Consider the following 21,349-nt stretch of genomic DNA (forward strand, 5'->3'; position numbering starts at 1 on the left):
TCCTGAAATTGTGCCAACAGCAAGGGGAGGCGGGTTTTTTCCCGCCTCCCCTTTGGCCGATTTCAGGACATCAGGCGCTGTCCGAGGAGAAGATTTCCTTCAGGGCATCCAGCAGGCTGGCGAGCCAGTCCAGCAGAGTTTCCAGGAAACCTTTCGTCTGTTCGGAGTTGAGGATTTCATCCAGGTTGTCCCGAAGCTTTTTGACCTGATCGCTCAGGGCACCCCAGTCAATATTCAGCTCCGACAGCCGTTGAAGCAATTGGGTGAGCTGATCGATGTCCTTCTCGCTCAGATTGATGTTGTATTCATTGGAAACGTTGATGATGAGATCGCGGAACTCCGCCGGCGTATCGGGTTTTTCTTCCGCCACCTTCTGTTTGAGATCCATCATGAACTGGGCCGCCTTGTCCGGATCTCCGATTTTCTCCCCCAGCTGAGAGGTCCGGACCATTTCTTCGTTGGCCACTTCTTTTTGTTCATCGCTGATCTTGGTATCGGCGGCCTCCTCAAAGGCCTTCAAAATCCCCGTCAGTCCCGCGGTTCCCGACACCTTCGTCGGGGCGGTGACGTACACCTCCGCATCCTTCACCCCGGCGGTGATCAGGGCGTTGGCGTACATCGTTTCGGTGATGTGTGTGATGTTATTGGTTTTTACCGTGATCCCGGCACCCTTTTCGGCCAGGGTGATTTTGGACGATGAGAGGGCACGGGTGCCGATGGTGGCTTTGCTCACATATTTCCCCAGATAGCGGTGTTCCTCTTCGTTGGTGACTTCGATGATTTGGACGTTTTGGTCCACATTCATTTCCTTCAGAATCGCGTCCCGTTGCTGGGGAGTCAAATCGGCGCCGAGGGTGACGACCGTCTCGCCGACGACGGCATCGGCGAATGCCATGGCAGGAAGAAGGGAGAATATCAGTGCGACAACAAGCGCTCCAACTCCCGCTTTTCGCAAACGTTTCCAGTTCATTGTGAAAACCCCCCTTTTCAATAATATAGACGAGGATTGGAGGTATGAGGTTTCAAAAAACGACGGTTTTCCGGCAAAAAGTTTTCTGCAGGCGGCGTTTTAGGGAAATCCGCCGTATTTTTATTTTTGTTGGGTATTTGCATGCCGTATTCCTTGCCGCAGAGAGGAAAAGGAGGCGGCGGTCCTCAACAGAGATGAAACGCCGTAGCCGGAGGGGGCATATGCCGCGCCCCCATCCGGCGGCGTTCTTCAGCAAGCTTTCCGGATGAGGTCATCCAACCGGTTCTTAAGCGAACACCGGATCCTTGAACTTTGCCAGCTTCTCCAGCGAACTTTTTTCCACTTCCTCGTGGAGGCTGTTTCCGTGGGCGTCCATCGTGACGATGGCCGCGAAGTTTTTCACACGCAGGTGCCACATGGCTTCGGGAATGCCGAACTCCAGGAAGTGGACCCCTTCCACATCCTCGATGCAGTCGGCGTAGTATTGGGCCGCACCGCCGATGGCGTTCAGGTAAACGGCGCCGTGCTCCTTCAAGGCGGCCAGGGTCTTGGCGCCCATGCCGCCCTTGCCGATCACCGCCCGAATCCCGAATTTGCGGATGATATCCCCTTGATAGGGCTCCTCCCGGATGCTGGTGGTGGGTCCGGCCGCCTTGACTTCCCATTTGCCTTCCGCGTTTTTCAGCATCACCGGGCCGCAGTGGTAGATCACGCCCCCCGACAGATCCACCGGAGCCTCGTGGTCGATCAGATACTTGTGGAGGGCGTCGCGGCCGGTGTGGATCAGTCCGTTCAGAATGACCACGTCGCCGACGCGGAGCTGCCGGATCTGCTCTTCGGTGATGGGAGGTGTGAGGTGCCATTCCCGGGATTTTTTCATCATGGGGGCGGCGGCCGGGGTCACCTTTTCCTTCGGGGCATCCTTCGGTTCGTCCTTGTACAACCATTTTTCGATTTGACCGGTTTTCGGATCGATGATCACGCCCTGCCGGCGGAAAGCCCAGCAGTTGTAGGCCACCGAGACGAAAAAGCTGGCGGGAATGCGGTTGATCGCCCCGATCTTGCACCCCAGGAGTGTGACGTCTCCGCCGAAGCCCATGGTACCGATGCTCAATTGGTTGGCGGCTTCCATGATGTAGGATTCCAGCTTGGCCAGGTCGGGATTGGGGTTGACGTCGTCCACGCGGCGGAACAACTGCTGTTTGGCCAACTGGTAGCCCGTCGTCCGGTCGCCGCCGATCCCCACTCCGATAAAGCCCGCACTGCAGCCCTGTCCCTGGGCCTGGTAGACGCTGTGCAGAATGCATTTCCGGATGCCGTCCAGATCGCGCCCGGCGCGTCCCAGTCCTTCCAGTTCGCAGGGGAGGCTGTACTGGATGTTCTTGTTTTCACAGCCGCCTCCCTTGAGGATGAGGCGGACTTCAATTTCATCTTTTTCCCATTGTTCATAATGAATGACGGGTGTACCCGGTCCCAGGTTGTCGCCGGTGTTTTTACCGGTCAGGGAATCGACCGAGTTGGGGCGAAGGATTCCCCGGCGGGTGGCTTCCGCCACCGCCTCCCGAATGGCGCGGCTCATTTCGATTTGGTTGGCGCCGACGGGAACCCGGATCTCAAAGGTGGGCAACCCCGTATCCTGACAGATGGGAGAAACGTTTTCCTCCGCCATGCGGATGTTGTCCGAAATGGTGGACAGGGCGAGGGCGGCGCGGGTACCTGCATCCTCCCGTTCCTTTGCGGCGCGGATTGCCGCCCGCACATCCGGCGGAAGATTGGTGGATGTTTCGGTAATGAGTTCCAATATCGAATCTTTGAATGCGCGCATTTCAAACCCCTTCTCTGTTGGAATTCCTTAGTTGCGGAAACCTGCCTTCGGCGATGCCCGATCCGACTTTCAAAAGCGGTCGGCGCTGTCGCCGGTTCCCGGCTCGGATTCCGATGGGATGTTCCATTTATCCTCATTATAGTATAAGATCCGTGTCGCTTCAGCCGCCCGGAAAGGGCAGTCAAAAACCCCCCTGAAAAGGGGGGGGAGCTGCCGACTGTTCCTCTGCTGCCGGATCGGTTTTTCGTGAACGCCGTTTTTCCCCGTGCCGTCCCTCGGCATCGCACCTTCAGGCGTTGATGCCGGCGGGAAAAGGGTTGCTTTGCGCCGTTTTGACGAATCGTTCTTCCGGTTCCACCAAACCGCAAACGCCGCATTGGACCCGAAGGGGCTCGCCGGTGTAGGGAATCTGAAGCGGGTCGTCCATTCCGATCGTTTCCGTGATTTCGCCGGTGTGGGGATCTTTTTTCACCGGGTGCACCACCTGCTCGATCAGGTTGAACCGGGTCCGGTTGGTTCCGCAGGAAGGACAGAGATAGGGTTTGGACATGGAATCACCTCCGGAAGTCGAGTGGATGAAGGTCGGCCCTCCGCTTTTGGAGGGAAATTCTTTTTTTAAAATACCCTTCATGAGTCCGTTCATACGGTTCGCCATTCCGGAGGCCTTCATCCTCCATCAGGGAGTTGACTCCGATAACGGGCTCTCAGCTTCTCGAACTGTTCGCGGATCCGTTGCTTGCTCCACCCTTGGTCAAGGTGGAGGAGCAGATGGTCGAGGAGAAGGGGATAAAAAGACAGGCCCATCATCTCCTGGGTGAAGGCGTGGGCGGCGATTTCCCGGGTTTTTTTCAGGGGATGTTTCAGCGAAAACGGGCCGAGGCGCGTCGTGGGAACCTTGGGCAAACGGAGATCCGTCCGTCCAAGGCGGCTCACTTCCAGATGATGAAACCATTCGTGGATCAGATGAAGGGCGATGAGATCCTCCTTCCGCACCGGGTGTCCCGATGTGCGAAAGAAACGGCTCAGTTGCTCGACGGAGGATCGGTACACCGTGATCGTCGGCGGACGGGTGCGGTATTGGGCCCGGACCCACCCGATCTCACGCGGAACACTTCCATCCTGAAACCGGATGCGGACGCCGCTTCGGATCATCCGATTCAACAGCGCTTCCAAATCTCCCTCGTAATTGAAATCCCGGGCGGCTTCCCTTCCGATGGAGAGGGACCGGTTCAGATAGGTTCCGATCTCCCGTTTGTCCAGATGGGGGTATACCTCGTCTTGTTCCAGTTCGGACAGAGCGAGAACTTGGGCGGGCAGGACGGGCCACGCGGTTTTGAGGACGATGGATGACAGTTTGGCACTGGCGGGTTGATGTTTGACTGACATGAATGAGGTGACTTCGCCTCCTTTCGCGAGGGATTCCTGATACCTTGTTATGAGGATGACGGCTTGCCTCATTCCGGGCGGACAAACCGGAATTTTTGCGGTGCGTCGCGCATTTAATACGGACGTTTTTGCCATGTTAATCCGGGAGAGGAGTGGTCCGATGTTTTTTCACGGAATCCCCTTCATCTATCTCGTCCGGCAGTATCCGGTGCTCAACCCCGCTTCCTCTTTCCGGAACAAGTCTCCTGCCAAGAGGGCGGATGCCCGGGGACTGATCCGATCCATCGGTTTCGAACCGGTTCATCTCCTGCGTTCCTCCCCGACTTATCCGATTCGGAAGTGTCTGGAAGAATGCTTCCGCTACGGGGATATCGTTTTTGCCTTTGAATCGATTCCCTATCCCCGCATCCAGCTGAGCGAACACGAATGGGGAATTCCCACCCTCGATCTGCGCCGGGCCGCTTGGATCTGCATCGACGGAGAGAAGCACCGCCATTGGTTCCGGTTCCGTTTTCCGCACCTGCCTGTGGTGTTTCGGCGGTGATGCCGGCAGAACCATAGAGGTCGGACATCGATTTCTGGTATGATCGAATTGCACCGCTGCGGGAGTTTCACCGGAGTCCGGGGCAGCTCCGGCAGGGTTGCTCCGAGGATGTCTGAGACGTTCAAAGAGAGGGAGGAGAAACGGATGTTGCGGGCGGTGATCTTTGACTTTGACGGGCTGATCCTGGACACGGAGTCCCCGGAATACCGGACGTTTGTGGAGATGTACCGCGAGCACGGCGCGGAGCTTCCACTCCAAAAGTGGGCACGGGTGGTCGGCAGTTCGGACAGCGATTTCGATCCCTATGCCTATCTGGAGAAGTGCACCGGCAAAAAACTGGACCGGGCAACCCTGGAGAGGAGGCGGAGACAACGCCACCTCGACCTGATCAAAACGGAGGAAGCCATGCCCGGGGTGCGAGAGGTCCTGATGCAGGCCCGTTCCCTCGGATGGAAAATCGGTTTGGCCTCCAGCTCCACGCGGCAGTGGGTGGAGAATCATCTGAACAGGTTGGGCATCCGGAGATACTTTCAGTGTATCCGCACCAAGGAGGACGTGGAGCGGACCAAACCGGATCCTGCTCTGTACCGCCAAGCGGTCCGCTGTCTCGGGGTGGACCCGTCGGAGGCCGTGGCACTGGAGGATTCCCCCAATGGTGCCCTGGCCGCCAAGCGGGCGGGTTTGAGATGCATTGTGGTTCCCAATTCCGTGACCCGGCGATTAGATTTTGGAAAAGTCGATTTGCGTCTCAATTCCCTGAAACAATTGGACTTGGAGGCATTGGCCGAAAGGTGGGATCGCGCGGGGTAAAGGAAGGGATCATCCCCGCCTGCGGAGGACATTCCCTTGGGCGCGGGGGTGACGAAAATGCCCCCATAAAACCCACATGAAGCTTCGGTCGGGCGGTTGCAAAACCGCGTAAAAGGGGCGTTCCCTGTCACCCGGAGGAGGAATCGTGAATACGATGGAAAATGTCTGAGGGTTCCCGAACATCCGATGCCGAAACCGCCTAAATTGCCCTCTCTCCTTCACCCCTGTAGACAATGGGTCATAAGATATGTTGACTGATTCCCTGACCCTCGTGTTCTAAGAGCTCGGGCAAGGAGGGTGGCACATTTGACCTACCAGAAAGGGAAGCCGTTGTTGACGCCCAGGGAGAGGGAAGTGTTTGAGCTGCTCGTTCAGGACAAGACAACCAAGGAAATCGCTCAACAACTGTTCATCAGCGAAAAGACCGTACGCAATCACATTTCCAACGTCATGCAGAAATTAAACGTAAAGGGTCGATCGCAAGCAGTTGTTGAACTGGTGCGCCTTGGGGAGCTGAAGATTTGATTCCTTACATCACCAGAGAAAACCCTACTTTCATGGTAGGGTTCCTTGAGCAGGGGAAGAGAGGCCGTGACAAGGAGTTCATGGCGAAAGCGACAAAAAGATCACTTCTAAGAACATGCCGGTGGGGCATGTTTTTTCTTTTGGGCGTCATGATCCCATCCAACCCCGTCTTCGGGAAATCCGGATATTATCTTCATTCATCGAATGACTCCAGCGAGAATGATTTCGATCTGTTGTCGGGGACATCACGGACTGGTGCGATCGGCCATTTGGAAGGGAAAGATGTGGTTCTCGACGGGCTGACGGTATCCGCACTGAACGCGTGGAACAAGGGTTATGAATGAGTTATGGCAAAGGCCGGCCAGCCGGCAAGGATCAACTGGATTTATGCTACTCGTTTGGAGATATACGTATTGTACATAACCGTAGTCGGGCTGCCAGTCTGGACAAGCCTAAAGACGAAACCACCGGATGAACAGAAGGAGAAATGTTTTTATCGGTTTAGTTGCTGAGTTAACATCAAACGCATGGAGCAGAAAGGTTTGGGGTGGGTTTCGACAAAAAACCGGCTGTATATCGTTATGCATCGCCGGATTTGGATTTCCGGTGCAATTTGGCCACATTTATCGATAGCATATACTTGTACGTGCAACCTCCCCTTCAGATATCAAAAGAGAGCTTTCCAATGTGGAGGTGTACCCGGGCCGGAAATGCAGCTGTAAAGGGCGCATTCGCCTCGGTAGGCTAATTGTTCTTTTTGAATCATCCCAATATTATTGACCATTACGCAGGGAATTGATATATTGAAAACAGGGATTGTACGATCAAGTTTGATATATAACAATTTACATACTTGTTCGTACAAAAGTGGTGCGCGTTTCATTTCCTGTACCCTTTTGTGAATTCATTGACCCGGTGAGAGGACTTTTGCAGGAGATGAATATGGGGAAAGGGGTCGGCTTGATGGTTAGGGATGACCGTCCGATTTTACAGGTGAAAGAAATTCACAAAGTGTTTCCCGGGACAAAAGCGCTGTCCAATGTTTCCCTGGAGTTTCACGCGGGTGAAGTGCATGCCGTGGTGGGGGAAAACGGGGCCGGGAAGTCGACTTTGATGAACATATTGTCGGGGGTTTTTCCGCCGACGGAAGGGCAGATCATTCTGGAGGGAGAGGAGGTGCAATTTCAAAGCCCTCGGCAGGCTCAAGAAAAGGGGATCGCCATCGTTCACCAGGAATTGAGTTTGTGTCCGCATTTGACGGTCAGCGAAAATATGTTCATCGGAAGGTTGCCGAAATCCAAATTGGGATTCGTCGATCGAAACAAACTCAGGGAAGATGCGATAAAGATGCTAGAACCCTTTAAGGCGGACATCGATCCTGATGATCTTGTCGGGAACTTGAGCATTTCAGAGCAACAGGTTGTGGAAATAGCTAAGGCGCTGACAATGGATTGCAAGGTTCTCATTTTGGATGAACCAACTTCCGCCATCACGGAATCTGAGGCGAACAATTTGTTCGAAGTGATTAGGGAATTAAAGGGAAATGGCATTTGCATTATTTATATTAGTCATAGAATTAAGGAGATTTTTTCGATTTCGGATCGGATTTCAGTTTTGCGGGACGGCCATTACATCGGGACCTATCGTACAGAGGGGATGACTCCTGATCGAGTGGTTCAGCTCATGGTGGGACGGGAGTTGAAAAACATTTACCCTCCGAAATCGACGAGAGGGAAGAAAGAGATCTTGCGGGTGGAAAATTTGAGCCGTGAAGGCGTGTTTCATCAGATCCGATTCACTTTGTATGAAAAAGAGGTGTTGGGCATTTTCGGGCTGGTGGGAGCCGGAAGAACAGAAATGTCGAGAGCCTTGTGCGGAATTGACCCCAAGGATTCCGGACAAGTTTGGTTGAACGGAAAGCCGGTCGCCATTGATTCCGTAAGCCAGGCCATACAACAGGGAATTGTCTATTTGACCGAAGACCGGAAACACCAAGGCTTGTTTCTCGACCTGTCAGTCAAACGAAACATCGTGTCTTCCAATTTGCAAGCCGTATCCTCGGGACTTTTTATCGATCCGGTGAAGGAGAAAAAAATGGCGGAGCATTTTTCTGAAAAGTTGAACGTCAAAACCCCCAGCCTTGATCAAAGCATCGGCAGCCTCAGCGGCGGCAATCAACAAAAAACGATGATTGCCAAGTGGTTGTCAACCCATCCAAAAGTCCTCCTGTTGGATGAACCGACCCGAGGAATCGATGTGGGGGCAAAATCGGAAATATACAAGATGCTTCGACAATTGGCCGATGATGGAAAAGGGATCATCGTGATTTCGTCCGAACTGCCCGAAGTGATCGGGATATGTGATCGAGTGTTGGTGATGCACCAAGGAAGAATCGTTGGTGAAGTGTCCGGGGAGCGAATCAACGAGGAAGAAATTATCCGTTTGGCCTCGGGCATCGTTGCATGAGGGAGGGAGAGATGAAAATGAGAATGTTGCCGGAGACAGACTATAAGGAACGCAAACGGTTTAAATTATTCAACTTGAATCTCTTTCAATTCAGAGAAGCAAGTCTCTTATCCATTATTGTCGTCTTATTTATCCTGCTTTCGCTTACCACCCCCGGATTCTTGACGTCCGAGAATTTGAAAACCACCCTCATCGGGCTGACTCTCGACGGCATTATCGCTGTCGGTATGACCCTGGTGCTTGTCGCGGCGGGTGTCGATTTATCGGTAGGATCCATTTTGGCTTTAAGCGGTGTGTTGGCAGGTTATCTGGCTTATAACGGAATGAATGTTTGGACAGCTTCTCTGGTTGCGATGGCGGTTTCCCTTCTTGCGGGTTTTTTAAATGGTTTCTTTATCAGCCGGATCGGATTAAATCCTTTGATTATGACTCTGGGGATGATGAGTGTTGCCAGAGGGGTTGCATACGTGATTACGGAAGGCGCGCCTGTCTCCATCACAGGGCTGGATCCCGGCTTTTTGTTCCTCGGTCAGGGAGAAATATTGGGAATCCCGATGCTGGTCGTCATTTTGATTGTGGTAGCGGTTATCGGTGATGTTCTCCTTAGAAAGTCGGTTTATCTCAGACAAGTTTACTATGTAGGAAGCAATGAGAAAGCCGCCAGATTGTCGGGGATTGATGTGAAAAAAGTTAAAATGATGATTTACATCGTATGTGCCCTGCTGGCGGGGATTGCCGGATTGCTTTCCTTGTCGAGATTCTCGGTGGCGACCCCCACGGCGGGAATGGGTGCCGAACTTCGCGCGATTTCGGCCTGTGTGATTGGCGGAGCCAGCCTGACAGGCGGAGTTGGGACGATTACGGGAGCCCTTCTGGGCGTCGTTCTCGTGGGTCTGGTGAACAATGCTTTGGTTTTGCTCGATGTATCCGTTTATTGGCAATCGTTGGTTACCGGATTGGTGTTGATCGTGGCCGTTACTTTGGATGTTGTCAACAATCGCAGAAAACAGAAAAAACAAACTATTTGATTTTGGTATCTACGAAGGGGTGATGATCGCGATGAAAAGGTGGGCGTATGGAATTTTGATACTGGCGCTGTCCCTGTCCGCTTTGGTCGGGTGCACCACGGAAAAAGACGCATCCAGTCAGGAAACTTCCGCGCCATATCAAGGTTCGAGGGATGAAAAATACGTGATGGTGACCTTCCTTTCCGGAATTGAATATTGGAAGGGAGCTTTCAGGGGAATGGAAGAGGCGGCGAAAAATCTGGGTGTTCAAGCTGAATATAAAGGCGCCGACCAATACGATATCAATCAGCAAATAACCGTCCTTGAACAAGTTATTGCGCAAAAACCGGACGGGATTCTTGTGACGGCCATCAACCCCGATGCACTTGTAGCACCCATTAACAAAGCGATTGAAGCGGGTATCCCCGTGGTGACCTTCGATGCCGATGCTCCGAAAAGCAAACGTTACGCTTTTCTGGGGACAAGCAATTATGATGCGGGGGTTACCGCGGCTCGTGAATTGGCCCGTTTATCCGGAAAAAAAGGTGAAGTGGGTGTGGTCACCGTACCCGGGCAATTAAACCACGAAGAGCGAAAGAGAGGGTTTGTGGAAACCATTCAAAAAGAGTTTCCCGATATGAAAGTCGTTTCAATTCAAGACGGCAAAAGCGATCAAGTTCAAGCGGCACAAGTGACCTCTGCAATGATCCAGAAAAATCCCGACCTGGTTGGAATTTTTGCGACGGAAGCAAGTACAGGGGTAGGGGTGGGCACGTCGGTAAAAGAAGCCAATAAAGTTGGGAAGATTCACATTATCAGCTTCGATACGGATAAAGGGACTCTGGATATGGTGAAATCAGGGATTATCGATGCCACTCTGGCACAAGGAACATGGAACATGGGCTATTGGGGCATGCATTATCTCTATAATTTAAGGCATGACTTGGTTCATCCGGTGAGCGATTGGAAAACGGCAAAAGTGGGTCCTTTGCCTCCTTATGTGGACACAGGTGTAAGCGTGGTAACCAAGGCAAACGTTGATTTCTACTATCCGGGTAAATAGACCGTCTTTCTCCTGTTTTCCGATCAGGGGCGAAGAATGTCACCCATTCAGGCAAGAGATCGAACATGAGGGGGAGGGTTCATATTGGATTTGAAACCTTATGAATTCTGGTTTGTTACGGGAAGTCAACACTTATATGGAGCGGATACGCTGAAAAAAGTAGAGGAACATTCTCTGTTAATGACAAAAGAGTTGAATCATGATGTAACCATCCCCTACAAGGTGGCATTTAAAGCGGTTTTAACGACTCCGGAAGCGATTCGCAGGCTGTGTATCGAAGCCAATGCGGATGATGCTTGTGCAGGTGTCATTACCTGGATGCATACATTTTCTCCTGCAAAAATGTGGATTGCGGGTCTTTCCGAACTGCGCAAGCCCCTTCTGCATTTGCATACCCAATTAAACCGCGATATTCCCTGGGACCGAATTGATATGGATTTCATGAATCTGAACCAATCGGCTCACGGCGACCGCGAATACGGATTTATCGGCACCCGGATGGGAATCGCACGCAAAGTTGTTGCAGGTTTCTGGAAAGACATTGAGGTGCGCAACAGGATTGGGAGTTGGATGCACACCGCTGTCGCCTTTACGGAGGGACGCAATCTCAAAGTGGCGAGGTTTGGCGACAACATGCGGGAGGTGGCTGTAACCGAGGGAGACAAGGTAGAAGCACAAATTCAATTTGGTTGGTCAGTCAACGGATACGGTGTGGGCGATCTCGTGCAACGGGTCAACGAAATTTCAGAGGCGGATGTAAATCAGCTTGTGGAAGAATATATCGAAGTATATGAAATCGATTCGGAAGTTCGCGGAAATGTTGCCGCCTGGGAATCCGTACGGGAACAGGCCCGCATGGAACTCGGCATTAGAGCCTTTTTGAAGGAAGGGAACTTTACTGCCTTTACCACCACTTTTGAGGATTTGCATGGCCTGAAACAGCTTCCGGGACTGGCGGTTCAACGCCTGATGGCCGAAGGCTACGGATTCGGTGCTGAAGGAGATTGGAAAACCGCAGCCTTGGTTCGCACGATGAAAATCATGGCGAACGGTGAAGGAACCTCTTTTATGGAAGACTATACTTATCATCTGGAACCCGGTAATGAACAAATTCTCGGGTCTCACATGCTGGAAGTGTGCCCGACCATTTCCGCCGCCCGTCCAAGAGTGGAAGTTCATCCCCTATCCATCGGCGGAAAAGATGATCCAGCACGTTTAGTCTTTGATGGCAAGTCTGGTCCTGCAGTTAACGCAGCACTGATCGATTTGGGCAATCGTTTCCGACTGGTTGTGAACGAAGTGGTTGCAGTGAAACCTGAAAAAAGAATGCCCCGGCTGCCGGTGGCCAGGGTTCTATGGAAACCGAGGCCCTCTTTGCGCGAATCGGCCGAGGCATGGATTCTTGCCGGGGGAGCCCATCATACCTGCTTTTCCTATGTGGTGACTGCGGAACAACTGGTGGATTGGGCAGAGATGGCGGGAATTGAATGCGTGGTGATCGACGAGGATACCTCGCCCGCGAAATTGCGCAACGAACTCAGGTGGAATGAAATCGTCTGGAATCTCAGCAAGTAATTGTCGTATATTTAGTTGTGCAGACAAGCGGCTGCACCTCCATGTCATCTGTCGGGCATATGGTCGAACACGTCATCACTTGACGAGCCGGAGTTTGTGTTATCCTGATGATAAAATTTACAAATAATACCCTTTGTATGGATCACGGGGCTCTTTGGACTCCGCGCGCGGTATCCTTTGCCAACATTGCGCACAAGGGGTCCGTTTTTTTGCTTATTCCCCCAACGGGAGTCTTGGCGTTTCCGGGGGACGTTTGTAATGTATAATTAGGTTGAACGCACAAGTGAATGGCGGGGTGGGGAAGGTTTATGACATCTGAACACAAGAAATACAAGCAAGTAAAAGAGGCGATCAAAGCTGCCATTTTGGAAGGCAAAATTGCCCCTCATCAAAAGATTAGTTCGGAAAACGAATTGGTACGGGAATTTCAAGTCAGCAGGCATACGGTTAGACAAGCGATCGGCGAATTGGTGAGCGAAGGGTGGCTGTACAGGCAACAGGGAAGGGGTACGTTTTGCGCAGATCGGGAAAAGCAAAGCGCATCCCGCGACAATAAGACCATCGCGATCATTACCACATATATCTCGGATTATATTTTCCCTTCCATCATCAGGGGAGCCGAATCGTATTTGAGCAGCAAAGGGTATTCGGTGCTGTTGGCCAGTACGAACAATCAAATTGAACAAGAAGCCCGGTGCCTGCAAAATATATTGTCAAAGCAGATCGAGGGAATGATTGTTGAGCCGACAAAAAGCGCCATTTCCAATCCGAATCTAAGCTATTACCTAAATATGGAGCTCAATCGAATTCCTTATGTAATGATCAATGCCTGCTATCCGGAGTTGTCGCCGTTAAGCATCACAGTAAATGATGAAATGGGGGGTTATATAGCCACAGAGCATTTGATTCAATTAGGGCATCGCCGGATAGTAGGGATTTTCAAACGGGACGACTTGCAAGGTGTGCAGCGGATGAAAGGATTTATTCGGGCTCACAGGGCATTCCAAGTCCCCATCCGGCCTGGCATGATCATTTCCTTCGATACAGAGGAGAAGTTTAGCAAGCCCAAAAAAGTCATCCGCCAAATGTTGTCGTCAAATAGTGAAAGGCCGACCGCCATTTTTTGTTATAACGACGAGATTGCGGTTCAACTTTTTGATGTCATTCGCGATTTGAATTTGAAGGTTCCGGAAGACATCTCTATCGTTGGCTTTGATGACTCCCATCTGGCAGAAGCGACTGAAATCAAACTGACAACCGTCAAGCATCCCAAAATCACCATGGGGGAAGTTGCGGCGAAACTGATTCTCGAAATGATCGAGTCGAAGAAGTCGATGTCTGATATGGAATCGATTGTGTACACGCCGGAATTGGTGGTCAGAAAATCGACGGCCTCCGTCAAGCATTGATTTTTGCAATCGGGGGATTTGATGTGGATTTTCACGATCCCCCGAAAGCGTCCGATAAAAACTTAATATTCTGCAAATTGGATAAAAAACACTTTTCAGACTTGATCTCCCGTCAGGGGTGGTATATATTATAATCAGAAAAGTTGTACGTACATGTTTTTTTCGAAAAGAAATTTTTCTTATTCGTACAACATGGATCAACAAGGAGAAGTTGGCGCGCTGTTTCTCTGTTTCCGTTTGATTCCTCGCTTATTTTCCTTATTTTCAATTTCGTTCGAAAGTTGGTGACAGCATGGGCCGCAACTATTCCATCGGTGTTGATTTCGGCACGGAATCGGCGCGGGCTGTGTTGGTTGATTTGGAAAGCGGGGAAGTGGTGGCTTCCCATGTGAAGAATTATCCCCATGGGGTCATCGATGAGGAACTTCCCGGCTTGGGTGTCAAATTGGATAAGGATTGGGCGTTGCAGAATCCGAGCGATTATGTCGAAGCGTTTGTGATCGCAGTCAAAGAGATGCTGAAGAAAGCGGAGGGGGTATCCCCGGACGAAATTGTCGGGATTGGCATCGATTTTACTTCATGTACCATGCTGCCGGTAAAAAGGGATGGCACACCCTTATGCAATCTTCCTTCATTCCGAAAACATCCGCACAGTTGGGTGAAGCTTTGGAAGCATCACGCTGCTCAAAAGGAAGCGGACCGATTAAATGAAGTGGCCGGCCGGATGGAGGATTCCTTTTTGCCCCGTTACGGCGGAAAAATATCATCGGAATGGTTGATCCCGAAGATCTGGCAAATTCTGAATGAGGCTCCCGAGATCTATGATGAGGCGGATCGTTTCATCGAAGCCGCCGATTGGATCGTCTGGCAATTGACGGGCCGGGAGACCCGAAATACATGTACGGCCGGGTACAAGGCATTATGGCATAAACAGAAGGGTTTTCCCGACAGGTCTTTCTTCCGAAGCCTGGATCCCCGGTTGGAAAACCTCGTAGACGAGAAGCTTTCCCGTGACCTGCTGCCGATTGGCAGCAAGGCGGGAGAGCTGACCAGGGAAATGGCGGAAAAAACCGGTCTTCGGCCGGGTATCGCCGTAGCCGCGGCCAATGTGGATGCGCATGTTTCGGCTCCGGCCGCCGGTGTCGTACGCCCCGGCACGATGTTAATGATTATGGGCACTTCCACTTGCAATATCCTGCTCGGTGATGAGGAAAAATGGGTGCCGGGGATGTGTGGCGTTGTGGAGGACGGGGTTATCCCGGGTTATTACGGTTATGAAGCGGGGCAGTCGGCGGTCGGGGATATATTCGCGTGGTTTGTGAAAAACGGGGTCCCGCCGGCTTATCACCGGGAGGCCCAGGAAAAGGGTTTGTCTCTTCACGAGTTGTTGGAGCAGAAAGCGGAGCGAATGGAAGCGGGTGAAAGCGGTCTCTTGGCCCTCGATTGGTTAAACGGGAACCGCTCTGTCCTCGTGGATGCGGATTTGACGGGTCTCATACTGGGGCTTTCGTTGGATACAAAGCCGGAGGAGATTTACCGGGCGTGGATCGAGGCGACGGCTTTCGGTCAACGGATGATTATGGACACCTTCATTGAAAACGGAATCCCCGTCGACCGGTTGGTGGCCTGCGGCGGTCTGCCTTACAAGAATCAGATGCTTATGCAAATTTACGCCGACGTTTTGAATCGGGAGGTTTCGGTGGCCGCCCATTTGCACACGCCTGCGGTGGGTTCGGCGATGTTCGGGGCCGTTGCGGGGGGCGCATTCAGAAGTATCGTCGAAGCGTCGGAGAAACTCGCCAAGCTCAAGCCCGAAAGGTTTCAGCCGAATCAAAAGAACGTGCAGATTTACGAACGGCTGTATCAAGAATACCGACGTCTCCATGATCTGTTCGGAAGGGGCGGAAATGACGTGATGAAGTTGTTGAAACAACTGAAGCGGGGGAGAGGTGTTCCTGTATCGCTGTGATCTAATACAGATGATATTTCACTTGCTAAGGGGGGCAGTCCATTGTTCGAAGAGTTGAAACGAAGGGTATGGGAGGCCAATTTGCAGCTTCCGAAACATGCATTGGTTACGTTTACGTGGGGAAATGTAAGCGAAATCGATAGAGATCGCGGGATTGTCGCCATCAAGCCGAGCGGTGTGCCGTATGAAGAACTGAAGATCGATGACATTGTTCTCGTCGACTTGGAGGGCAATGTCTTGGAAGGGAACTTAAAACCGTCCTCCGATACCCCGACCCATTTGGTTTTGTACAGAGCTTTTCCGTCCATCGGCGGGATTGTTCATACCCATTCACCTTGGGCGACCAGCTGGGCTCAGGCGGGCCTGCCGATACCGGCGTTGGGAACGACTCATGCCGATTACTATTACGGGGAAATTCCCTGCACGAGAAAAATGACGGAGTCTGAAATTCGGGGTGAGTACGAACGGGAGACCGGAAACGTCATCGTCGAGACATTCCAGGAAAGGGATCCAACGCGCGTCCTCGGCGTCCTTGTCAATCAGCACGGGCCTTTTTGTTGGGGAAAAGACGCATCGGAAGCCGTTTATCATGCGGTCGTCCTCGAAGAGGTGGCGAAGATGGCTTATCATACGGTTGCCCTCAACCCGGAAATCGACGCGATCAGCCAACCCTTGCTTGACCGGCATTTTTTCCGGAAGCACGGTTCAAGCGCATACTACGGCCAGACTCCAAGGACTCGGACTTCCTAGGTTTCTTCTCGGTACTTCATCCATGGTGAGAACACAAGTGGCTCGGCGTTTCCGTTGATGTTTTGCGGGTGATCGTGCAGGGTGATTTATGCAAGCGCGATTCCCAAGTTTTGTGCAAGGGGGAACCGCCCGGTGAGGAAAAGATTGGGGTTTCTCTTGATCATCGTGCTCTCATGGACCATGTTATCTGCGGGCTGCTCCAGGGCCGCCGATACCTCTTCCGATGGAAAAACCATTTTGACCCTCTGGACGTTTGCCAGTCAGCACGTCGAGTTTTATGAAAAAATGGCGGAGGAGTGGAACAATCGACACCCGGACAAGCGGATTGAACTCAGGATTGAAATGTATCCCTTCAACGAAATGCATAATAAATTGTTGCTGTCTCTTTATTCCAAGGTAGGAGCTCCTGATATTGCGGATATAGAAATCGGAAAATTTGCAAACTATCTAAAGGGAGAGCCGCAGCTTGTACCGCTGAATGATATCGTGGAGCCGGTGAAAGATCGGCTTGTACAATCGCGAATCGACATTTACAGCAGAGATGGGACGGTTTACGGCATCGACTTTCACGTGGGTGCCACCGTCATATTTTACAATAAGGAAATTCTGGATCAGGCGGGAGTGGATCCGGACCAAATCAATACGTGGGAGGATTTTGTCGCCGCAGGAAAGCAAGTGAAAGAAAAAACCGGCAAACCGATGACGACGGTGGATGTGACCGAGTTCTTCGCTTTTTGGCCCCTCATTATCCAACAAGGATCCGATTATCTCGATCAAAGCGGCAAAGTGATCCTGGATAACGAAATCAATATCAAGACGCTGACATTTCTGTATGACCTGATCTACAATCATAAAATTGCGATTCCTGCACCGGGCGGGGGACATCACGCGGAAGAATATTATGGTTTTATGAATCAAGGGGGAGCCGCTTCCGTGATCATGCCCATGTGGTACATGGGTCGTTTCACGGATTTTATGCCTGATCTGAAAGGAAAAATGATCATTCGTCCGCTGCCCGCCTGGGAAGAGGGAGGACTGCGGTCAGCAGGCATGGGAGGGACGGGGACCGTTGTGACGAACCAATCCGAGCATCCCGAATTGGCGAAGGAGTTTCTCAGCTTCGCCAAACTGTCGAAGGAAGGAAATATAAAAGTTTGGGAAATCCTCGGTTTCGATCCGATAAGGTGGGATGTGTGGGATGAGCCTGAAATGAAAGCCCCCAACAAATATACGGAATACTTCGGCAAGGGGATTTTTGACACGTTGTTGGAAGTCAAAGATGAAATCAACTCGCCCAACATCGGAGAAAAAACGCCGCTAGTGAACGGGGTCGTGGGAAGCAGCGTACTCTACCATGCGATCAAAACGAGGGAAAAAACGCCTTCCGAAGCGTTGAGAGAAGCGGCGGTACGGCTGAAGCAGTGATCTGGATCGTCGGGTTCCGTTTGTTCCGCATCCTTGTTCGGGAGGTATGGAGATGAAACGTGTTCCCGTTTCTACGTCCTCTTGGTTTCCCGTAAAGATCAAAACAAGAAGACAGAGAAGAAATGTTCTTTTCTCCCAAAAATACGCGCCTTATATCATGGTCGCCCCGTTTGTTCTCTCTTTTCTTCTGTTTTTTCTCTATCCGATCATCAACACCGTGATTATGAGCTTTCAGGAAATTTATCCCGGGCAGAGAAACTTTGTCGGTCTGGAAAACTACTATAAATTGCTCAATCCGCAATTTTATACTGCAGTGTTTAATACCGCCGTCTACACCCTGTGGACGCTGATCATTTTGATCCCCGTTCCTCTTGTTTTGGCTGTCATCCTCCATTCAAAGTTGACCCCGTTCAGCAGCGTGTTCAGGTCGGCCTTGTTCATTCCGGCACTTACCTCCGTGATTGTGGCCGGGGTCGTCTTTCGGTTGATATTCGGCGAATCGGAATCTTCGTTGGCCAATGCGTTGTTGGTTAAATTGGGTTTTTCACCCCAGCAGTGGATGATGCAATGGGATACCGGGATGTTTCTCATGGTCTTGCTCGCATCCTGGCGATGGATGGGAGTCAATGTTCTGTATTTCTTGGCCGGTCTGCAGAACATCCCCAAAGAATTGTACGAAGCCGCCGAAATGGACGGGGCGGGACCGCTCATGAAGTTTTTCCGCATCACGTTGCCTCTGTTAAAACCGGTCACGGTCTACGTTCTCACCATTAGCATTTACGGCGGATTCCGGATGTTCGAAGAGAGTTTCGTCTATTGGCAGAACCATTCGCCGGGGGATATCGGCTTGACGATTACCGGTTATCTGTATATGCAGGGATTCGAGAATTTCGACTTGGGCTTCGGAGCGGCGATTGGTTTGGTCCTGCTGCTGATCGTACTCACGCTCAATTTTGTCCAACTTAAATTTTTCGGCGTGTTTCGCAAGGAGGACGGATGATGAATATGCTCAGTGCTACGGCGGAAAGACGAGTGGTGCTCAGGGTTTTTATAGCGATTTTTTTGGTGGGTCTCAGCTTTGTTGTGCTTTTCCCGTTTGTGGCCTTGTTGCTGGCGTCCTTTAAATCAGCGAGTGAATTGATGCGTTTCGGATTGAATCTCCGGCTGGATTTTGATGTGTTGAGCCTGAAAAACTATCTGTATCTCTTCTCGGAACAAGGGAAGATATATTGGACTTGGTACAAAAACAGTTTGCTGATCACTCTTTTGTTCACGGCGATCTCCCTATTTCTCTCCTCTCTGGTTGGTTATGCCCTGGCGGTATATAACTTCAAAGGGAAGAACACGGTTCTCTTTTTGGTGCTGTTCCTGATGATGATTCCGCTGGAAATCCTGATGCTGCCGCTGTTTGAGGAGATGATCGCGTTCCGGCTCGTCGATACTTATTGGGGTGTCATCGTCCCTTTTGCTGTTTCTCCCTTTGCGGTTTTCTTCTTCCGACAATACGCCGTAAGTTTGCCGAGGGATTTGCTGGATGCGGCGCGGATTGACGGTTGCTCGGAATTCGGAATCTATCTGCGAATCATGAGTCCCTTGATGATTCCGGCTTTTGGTGCCATGGGAATTTTGCAGGCATTGCATAGTTGGAATAATTTCCTGTGGCCGCTGGTCGTCCTGCGCACGGACGAAATGTTTACGCTTCCCATCGGTCTCGCCGGTTTGTTGACCCCTTACGGAAACAACTACGATGTTTTGATTTCCGGTGCCGTTCTAACGGTGATTCCCATCATCATTTTGTTCTTCTTTTTCCAACGGTATTTTATCTCCGGGCTCACCATCGGGGCGGTCAAGGAGTAAGGGAGTGCATTGGAGACGGTGTGGAGCATGGTCGGCCGATCTTAGCCGGATTCTGCGATCTGATCTGATGTGCAGTATCGGAGGAATGGGGGAAAACCATGACAGACCGGTTGAAAGCAAAAATGGTGCTTGACAGGGACTTCAAAATCTCGGACGTTGACCCGAGGATCTATGGTTCGTTTATCGAACACCTCGGCAGAGCCGTGTATGGAGGGATTTATGAACCGGACCATCCCCTTGCCGATGAGCGCGGTTTTCGGACGGATGTGATGGAGCTGGTCAAGCGGTTGAACGTGCCGATTATTCGCTATCCGGGGGGGAATTTTGTATCGGGGTATAACTGGGAAGACGGTGTGGGGCCTGTTGATAAGAGGCCGCGCCGGCTGGAGTTGGCTTGGAAAAGCATCGAGACGAACCAGGTGGGAACCAACGAATTTGTCGAATGGTCCAAGTTGGTGAACAGCGAAGTGATGATGGCCGTCAATTTGGGAACCCGCGGAATCGATGCCGCCAGAAATTTGGTGGAATATTGCAATCACCCGGGCGGAACATACTGGAGTGACCTGCGCATTTCCCACGGATATAGGAAGCCGCATGATATCAAAATATGGTGTTTGGGGAACGAGATGGACGGCCCGTGGCAGATCGGGCACAAAACCGCGGAAGAATATGGACGCCTGGCGGTGGAAACGGCCAGAGCGATGAAAATGGTCGATCCGGAGATTGAGCTGGTTTCTTGCGGCAGTTCCGGTTCCTCGATGCCCACTTTCCCCGAGTGGGAAGCGATCACGCTGGAACACACGTATGATGAGGTGGACTACATCTCACTGCATTCATACTATGGAAACCGAAACAATGATACGCCCAGCTTTTTGGCGAAATCGCTGGATATGGATCAATTTATCCGCACTGTGGTTGCTACCTGCGATTATGTCAAAGCGAAAAAGCGGAGCAAGAAGACATTATACCTCAGTTTTGACGAATGGAATGTTTGGTACCACTCCAATGAAGAGGATAAAAAAATCGAACCGTGGTCGGTGGCTCCACCTTTGTTGGAGGATGTCTACAACTTTGAAGATGCTTTGCTGGTCGGATGCATGTTGATTACGCTCTTAAAACACGCGGATCGCGTGAAAATCGCTTGTCTGGCGCAATTGGTCAATGTGATTGCACCCATTATGACGGAAAACGGCGGGAGGGCTTGGAAACAAACCATCTATTATCCGTTTTTGCATGCTTCCACTTATGGAAGAGGAACTGCACTCAATCCGGTCGTATCCTCTCCCAAATACGATTGCGCCGAATTTACGGATGTTCCCTATCTGGAATCGGTTGCCGTATACAATGAAGAACGCGAAGAATTGACGATTTTTGCGGTGAACCGTCACCTGACCGAACCGCTTCTGCTGGAATGCGATGCCAGAAGTTTTGAGAATTACCGGGTCATTGAACATATCATACTGGAACATGAGGATTTAAAAGCGGTCAACACGGCGGAGGAAGAGCGGGTCAAGCCCCATCATAACGGCAACGCCGAAATGAAGGAAGGAATGGTGACGGCGAGTCTGCCCAAGGCGTCCTGGAACGTGATTCGATTGAAGAACAAGAAGCCTTGATATGTGGTTCGAAATACTAATTGGAGAACAGGGCCCCCTCGAAGATCTTCGGCAACCCGGAAAGCGACCGCCTGCGGGACTTTTTGAGGCGCTTCAACATGATGCTCAATGGAAAGAAAGGAACATCAGGATGATGACGGGCGCTGAATTGC

The 21,349-nt window shown here is 51.4% G+C and carries 19 protein-coding genes; 15 read left to right on the forward strand and 4 right to left on the reverse strand.

The genetic code is table 11. From position 1 onward, the window contains the following. Positions 1 to 70: 70 nt before the first annotated feature. From CLV97_RS02100 to CLV97_RS02120, 4 genes are all read right to left on the reverse strand, one after another. Positions 71 to 970 (reverse strand): DUF1002 domain-containing protein, encoded by a 900-nt coding sequence (locus CLV97_RS02100; protein WP_106343870.1) that lies wholly within the window; start codon positions 968 to 970, stop codon positions 71 to 73. Between the two features lie 286 nt (positions 971 to 1,256). Then, positions 1,257 to 2,795 (reverse strand): fumarate hydratase, encoded by a 1,539-nt coding sequence (locus CLV97_RS02105; protein ID WP_106343871.1) that lies wholly within the window; start codon positions 2,793 to 2,795, stop codon positions 1,257 to 1,259. 289 nt (positions 2,796 to 3,084) lie between these two features. Continuing rightward, the gene (locus CLV97_RS02115; protein ID WP_106343954.1) at positions 3,085 to 3,345 is read right to left on the reverse strand and encodes a DNA alkylation repair protein; all 261 of its coding nucleotides are present in this window, start codon (positions 3,343 to 3,345) and stop codon (positions 3,085 to 3,087) included. Between the two features lie 116 nt (positions 3,346 to 3,461). Next, entirely contained in the window at positions 3,462 to 4,181 is a 720-nt protein-coding gene (locus CLV97_RS02120) for a hypothetical protein (protein WP_106343873.1), read from the reverse strand. 160 nt (positions 4,182 to 4,341) lie between these two features. Between CLV97_RS02120 and CLV97_RS02125 the strand changes: the two genes are divergently transcribed. The 15 genes from CLV97_RS02125 to arfA all read left to right on the forward strand — a co-directional run bounded on the left by CLV97_RS02125 (position 4,342) and on the right by arfA (position 21,197). Continuing rightward, the gene (locus CLV97_RS02125; RefSeq protein ID WP_106343874.1) at positions 4,342 to 4,725 is read left to right on the forward strand and encodes a hypothetical protein; all 384 of its coding nucleotides are present in this window, start codon (positions 4,342 to 4,344) and stop codon (positions 4,723 to 4,725) included. Between the two features lie 144 nt (positions 4,726 to 4,869). Further along, a complete protein-coding gene (locus CLV97_RS02130; RefSeq protein ID WP_106343875.1) occupies positions 4,870 to 5,535 on the forward strand; it encodes an HAD family hydrolase in 666 nt (221 codons plus the stop codon). Positions 5,536 to 5,841: 306 nt separating this feature from the next. Then, entirely contained in the window at positions 5,842 to 6,060 is a 219-nt protein-coding gene (locus tag CLV97_RS02135) for a helix-turn-helix domain-containing protein (RefSeq protein ID WP_092036877.1), read from the forward strand. Then, positions 6,057 to 6,404, forward strand: a complete 348-nt coding sequence (locus CLV97_RS02140) for a hypothetical protein (RefSeq protein WP_106343876.1) — start codon at positions 6,057 to 6,059, stop codon at positions 6,402 to 6,404. Before CLV97_RS02135 ends, CLV97_RS02140 begins: the two co-directional genes overlap by 4 nt. A 619-nt stretch (positions 6,405 to 7,023) precedes the next feature. Beyond that, positions 7,024 to 8,526 carry a sugar ABC transporter ATP-binding protein gene (locus CLV97_RS02145; RefSeq protein ID WP_106343955.1) on the forward strand — a complete coding sequence of 501 codons (1,503 nt, stop codon included), beginning with the start codon at positions 7,024 to 7,026 and terminating at the stop codon, positions 8,524 to 8,526. A gap of 11 nt (positions 8,527 to 8,537) precedes the next feature. After that, positions 8,538 to 9,554 carry an ABC transporter permease gene (locus CLV97_RS02150; protein ID WP_245891328.1) on the forward strand — a complete coding sequence of 339 codons (1,017 nt, stop codon included), beginning with the start codon at positions 8,538 to 8,540 and terminating at the stop codon, positions 9,552 to 9,554. Then, the gene (locus CLV97_RS02155) at positions 9,514 to 10,596 is read left to right on the forward strand and encodes a substrate-binding domain-containing protein (protein ID WP_245891329.1); all 1,083 of its coding nucleotides are present in this window, start codon (positions 9,514 to 9,516) and stop codon (positions 10,594 to 10,596) included. The genes CLV97_RS02150 and CLV97_RS02155 overlap by 41 nt, the downstream gene beginning before the upstream one ends. An 81-nt stretch (positions 10,597 to 10,677) precedes the next feature. Continuing rightward, a complete protein-coding gene (gene araA, locus CLV97_RS02160) occupies positions 10,678 to 12,171 on the forward strand; it encodes an L-arabinose isomerase (RefSeq protein ID WP_106343877.1) in 1,494 nt (497 codons plus the stop codon). Between the two features lie 308 nt (positions 12,172 to 12,479). Beyond that, positions 12,480 to 13,580, forward strand: a complete 1,101-nt coding sequence (locus CLV97_RS02165) for a GntR family transcriptional regulator (RefSeq protein WP_106343878.1) — start codon at positions 12,480 to 12,482, stop codon at positions 13,578 to 13,580. 292 nt (positions 13,581 to 13,872) lie between these two features. Next, positions 13,873 to 15,549 carry a ribulokinase gene (locus tag CLV97_RS02170; RefSeq protein ID WP_106343879.1) on the forward strand — a complete coding sequence of 559 codons (1,677 nt, stop codon included), beginning with the start codon at positions 13,873 to 13,875 and terminating at the stop codon, positions 15,547 to 15,549. Positions 15,550 to 15,591: 42 nt separating this feature from the next. After that, entirely contained in the window at positions 15,592 to 16,299 is a 708-nt protein-coding gene (araD, locus tag CLV97_RS02175; RefSeq protein ID WP_106343880.1) for an L-ribulose-5-phosphate 4-epimerase, read from the forward strand. Positions 16,300 to 16,479: 180 nt separating this feature from the next. Beyond that, on the forward strand, positions 16,480 to 17,724 hold the full coding sequence (locus CLV97_RS02180; RefSeq protein ID WP_106343958.1) for an ABC transporter substrate-binding protein: 1,245 nt from the start codon (positions 16,480 to 16,482) through the stop codon (positions 17,722 to 17,724). A gap of 52 nt (positions 17,725 to 17,776) precedes the next feature. After that, positions 17,777 to 18,724: a carbohydrate ABC transporter permease gene (locus CLV97_RS02185; RefSeq protein ID WP_106343881.1), complete on the forward strand. Its 948-nt coding sequence runs from the start codon at positions 17,777 to 17,779 to the stop codon at positions 18,722 to 18,724. Next, positions 18,721 to 19,581, forward strand: a complete 861-nt coding sequence (locus tag CLV97_RS02190; protein ID WP_106343882.1) for a carbohydrate ABC transporter permease — start codon at positions 18,721 to 18,723, stop codon at positions 19,579 to 19,581. The genes CLV97_RS02185 and CLV97_RS02190 overlap by 4 nt, the downstream gene beginning before the upstream one ends. Before the next feature lie 98 nt (positions 19,582 to 19,679). Beyond that, on the forward strand, positions 19,680 to 21,197 hold the full coding sequence (arfA, locus tag CLV97_RS02195; protein WP_106343883.1) for an arabinosylfuranosidase ArfA: 1,518 nt from the start codon (positions 19,680 to 19,682) through the stop codon (positions 21,195 to 21,197). Positions 21,198 to 21,349 lie beyond the last annotated feature (152 nt).

This window comes from Planifilum fimeticola, from assembly GCF_003001905.1.
Taxonomy (GTDB): Bacteria; Bacillota; Bacilli; order Thermoactinomycetales; family DSM-44946; genus Planifilum; species Planifilum fimeticola.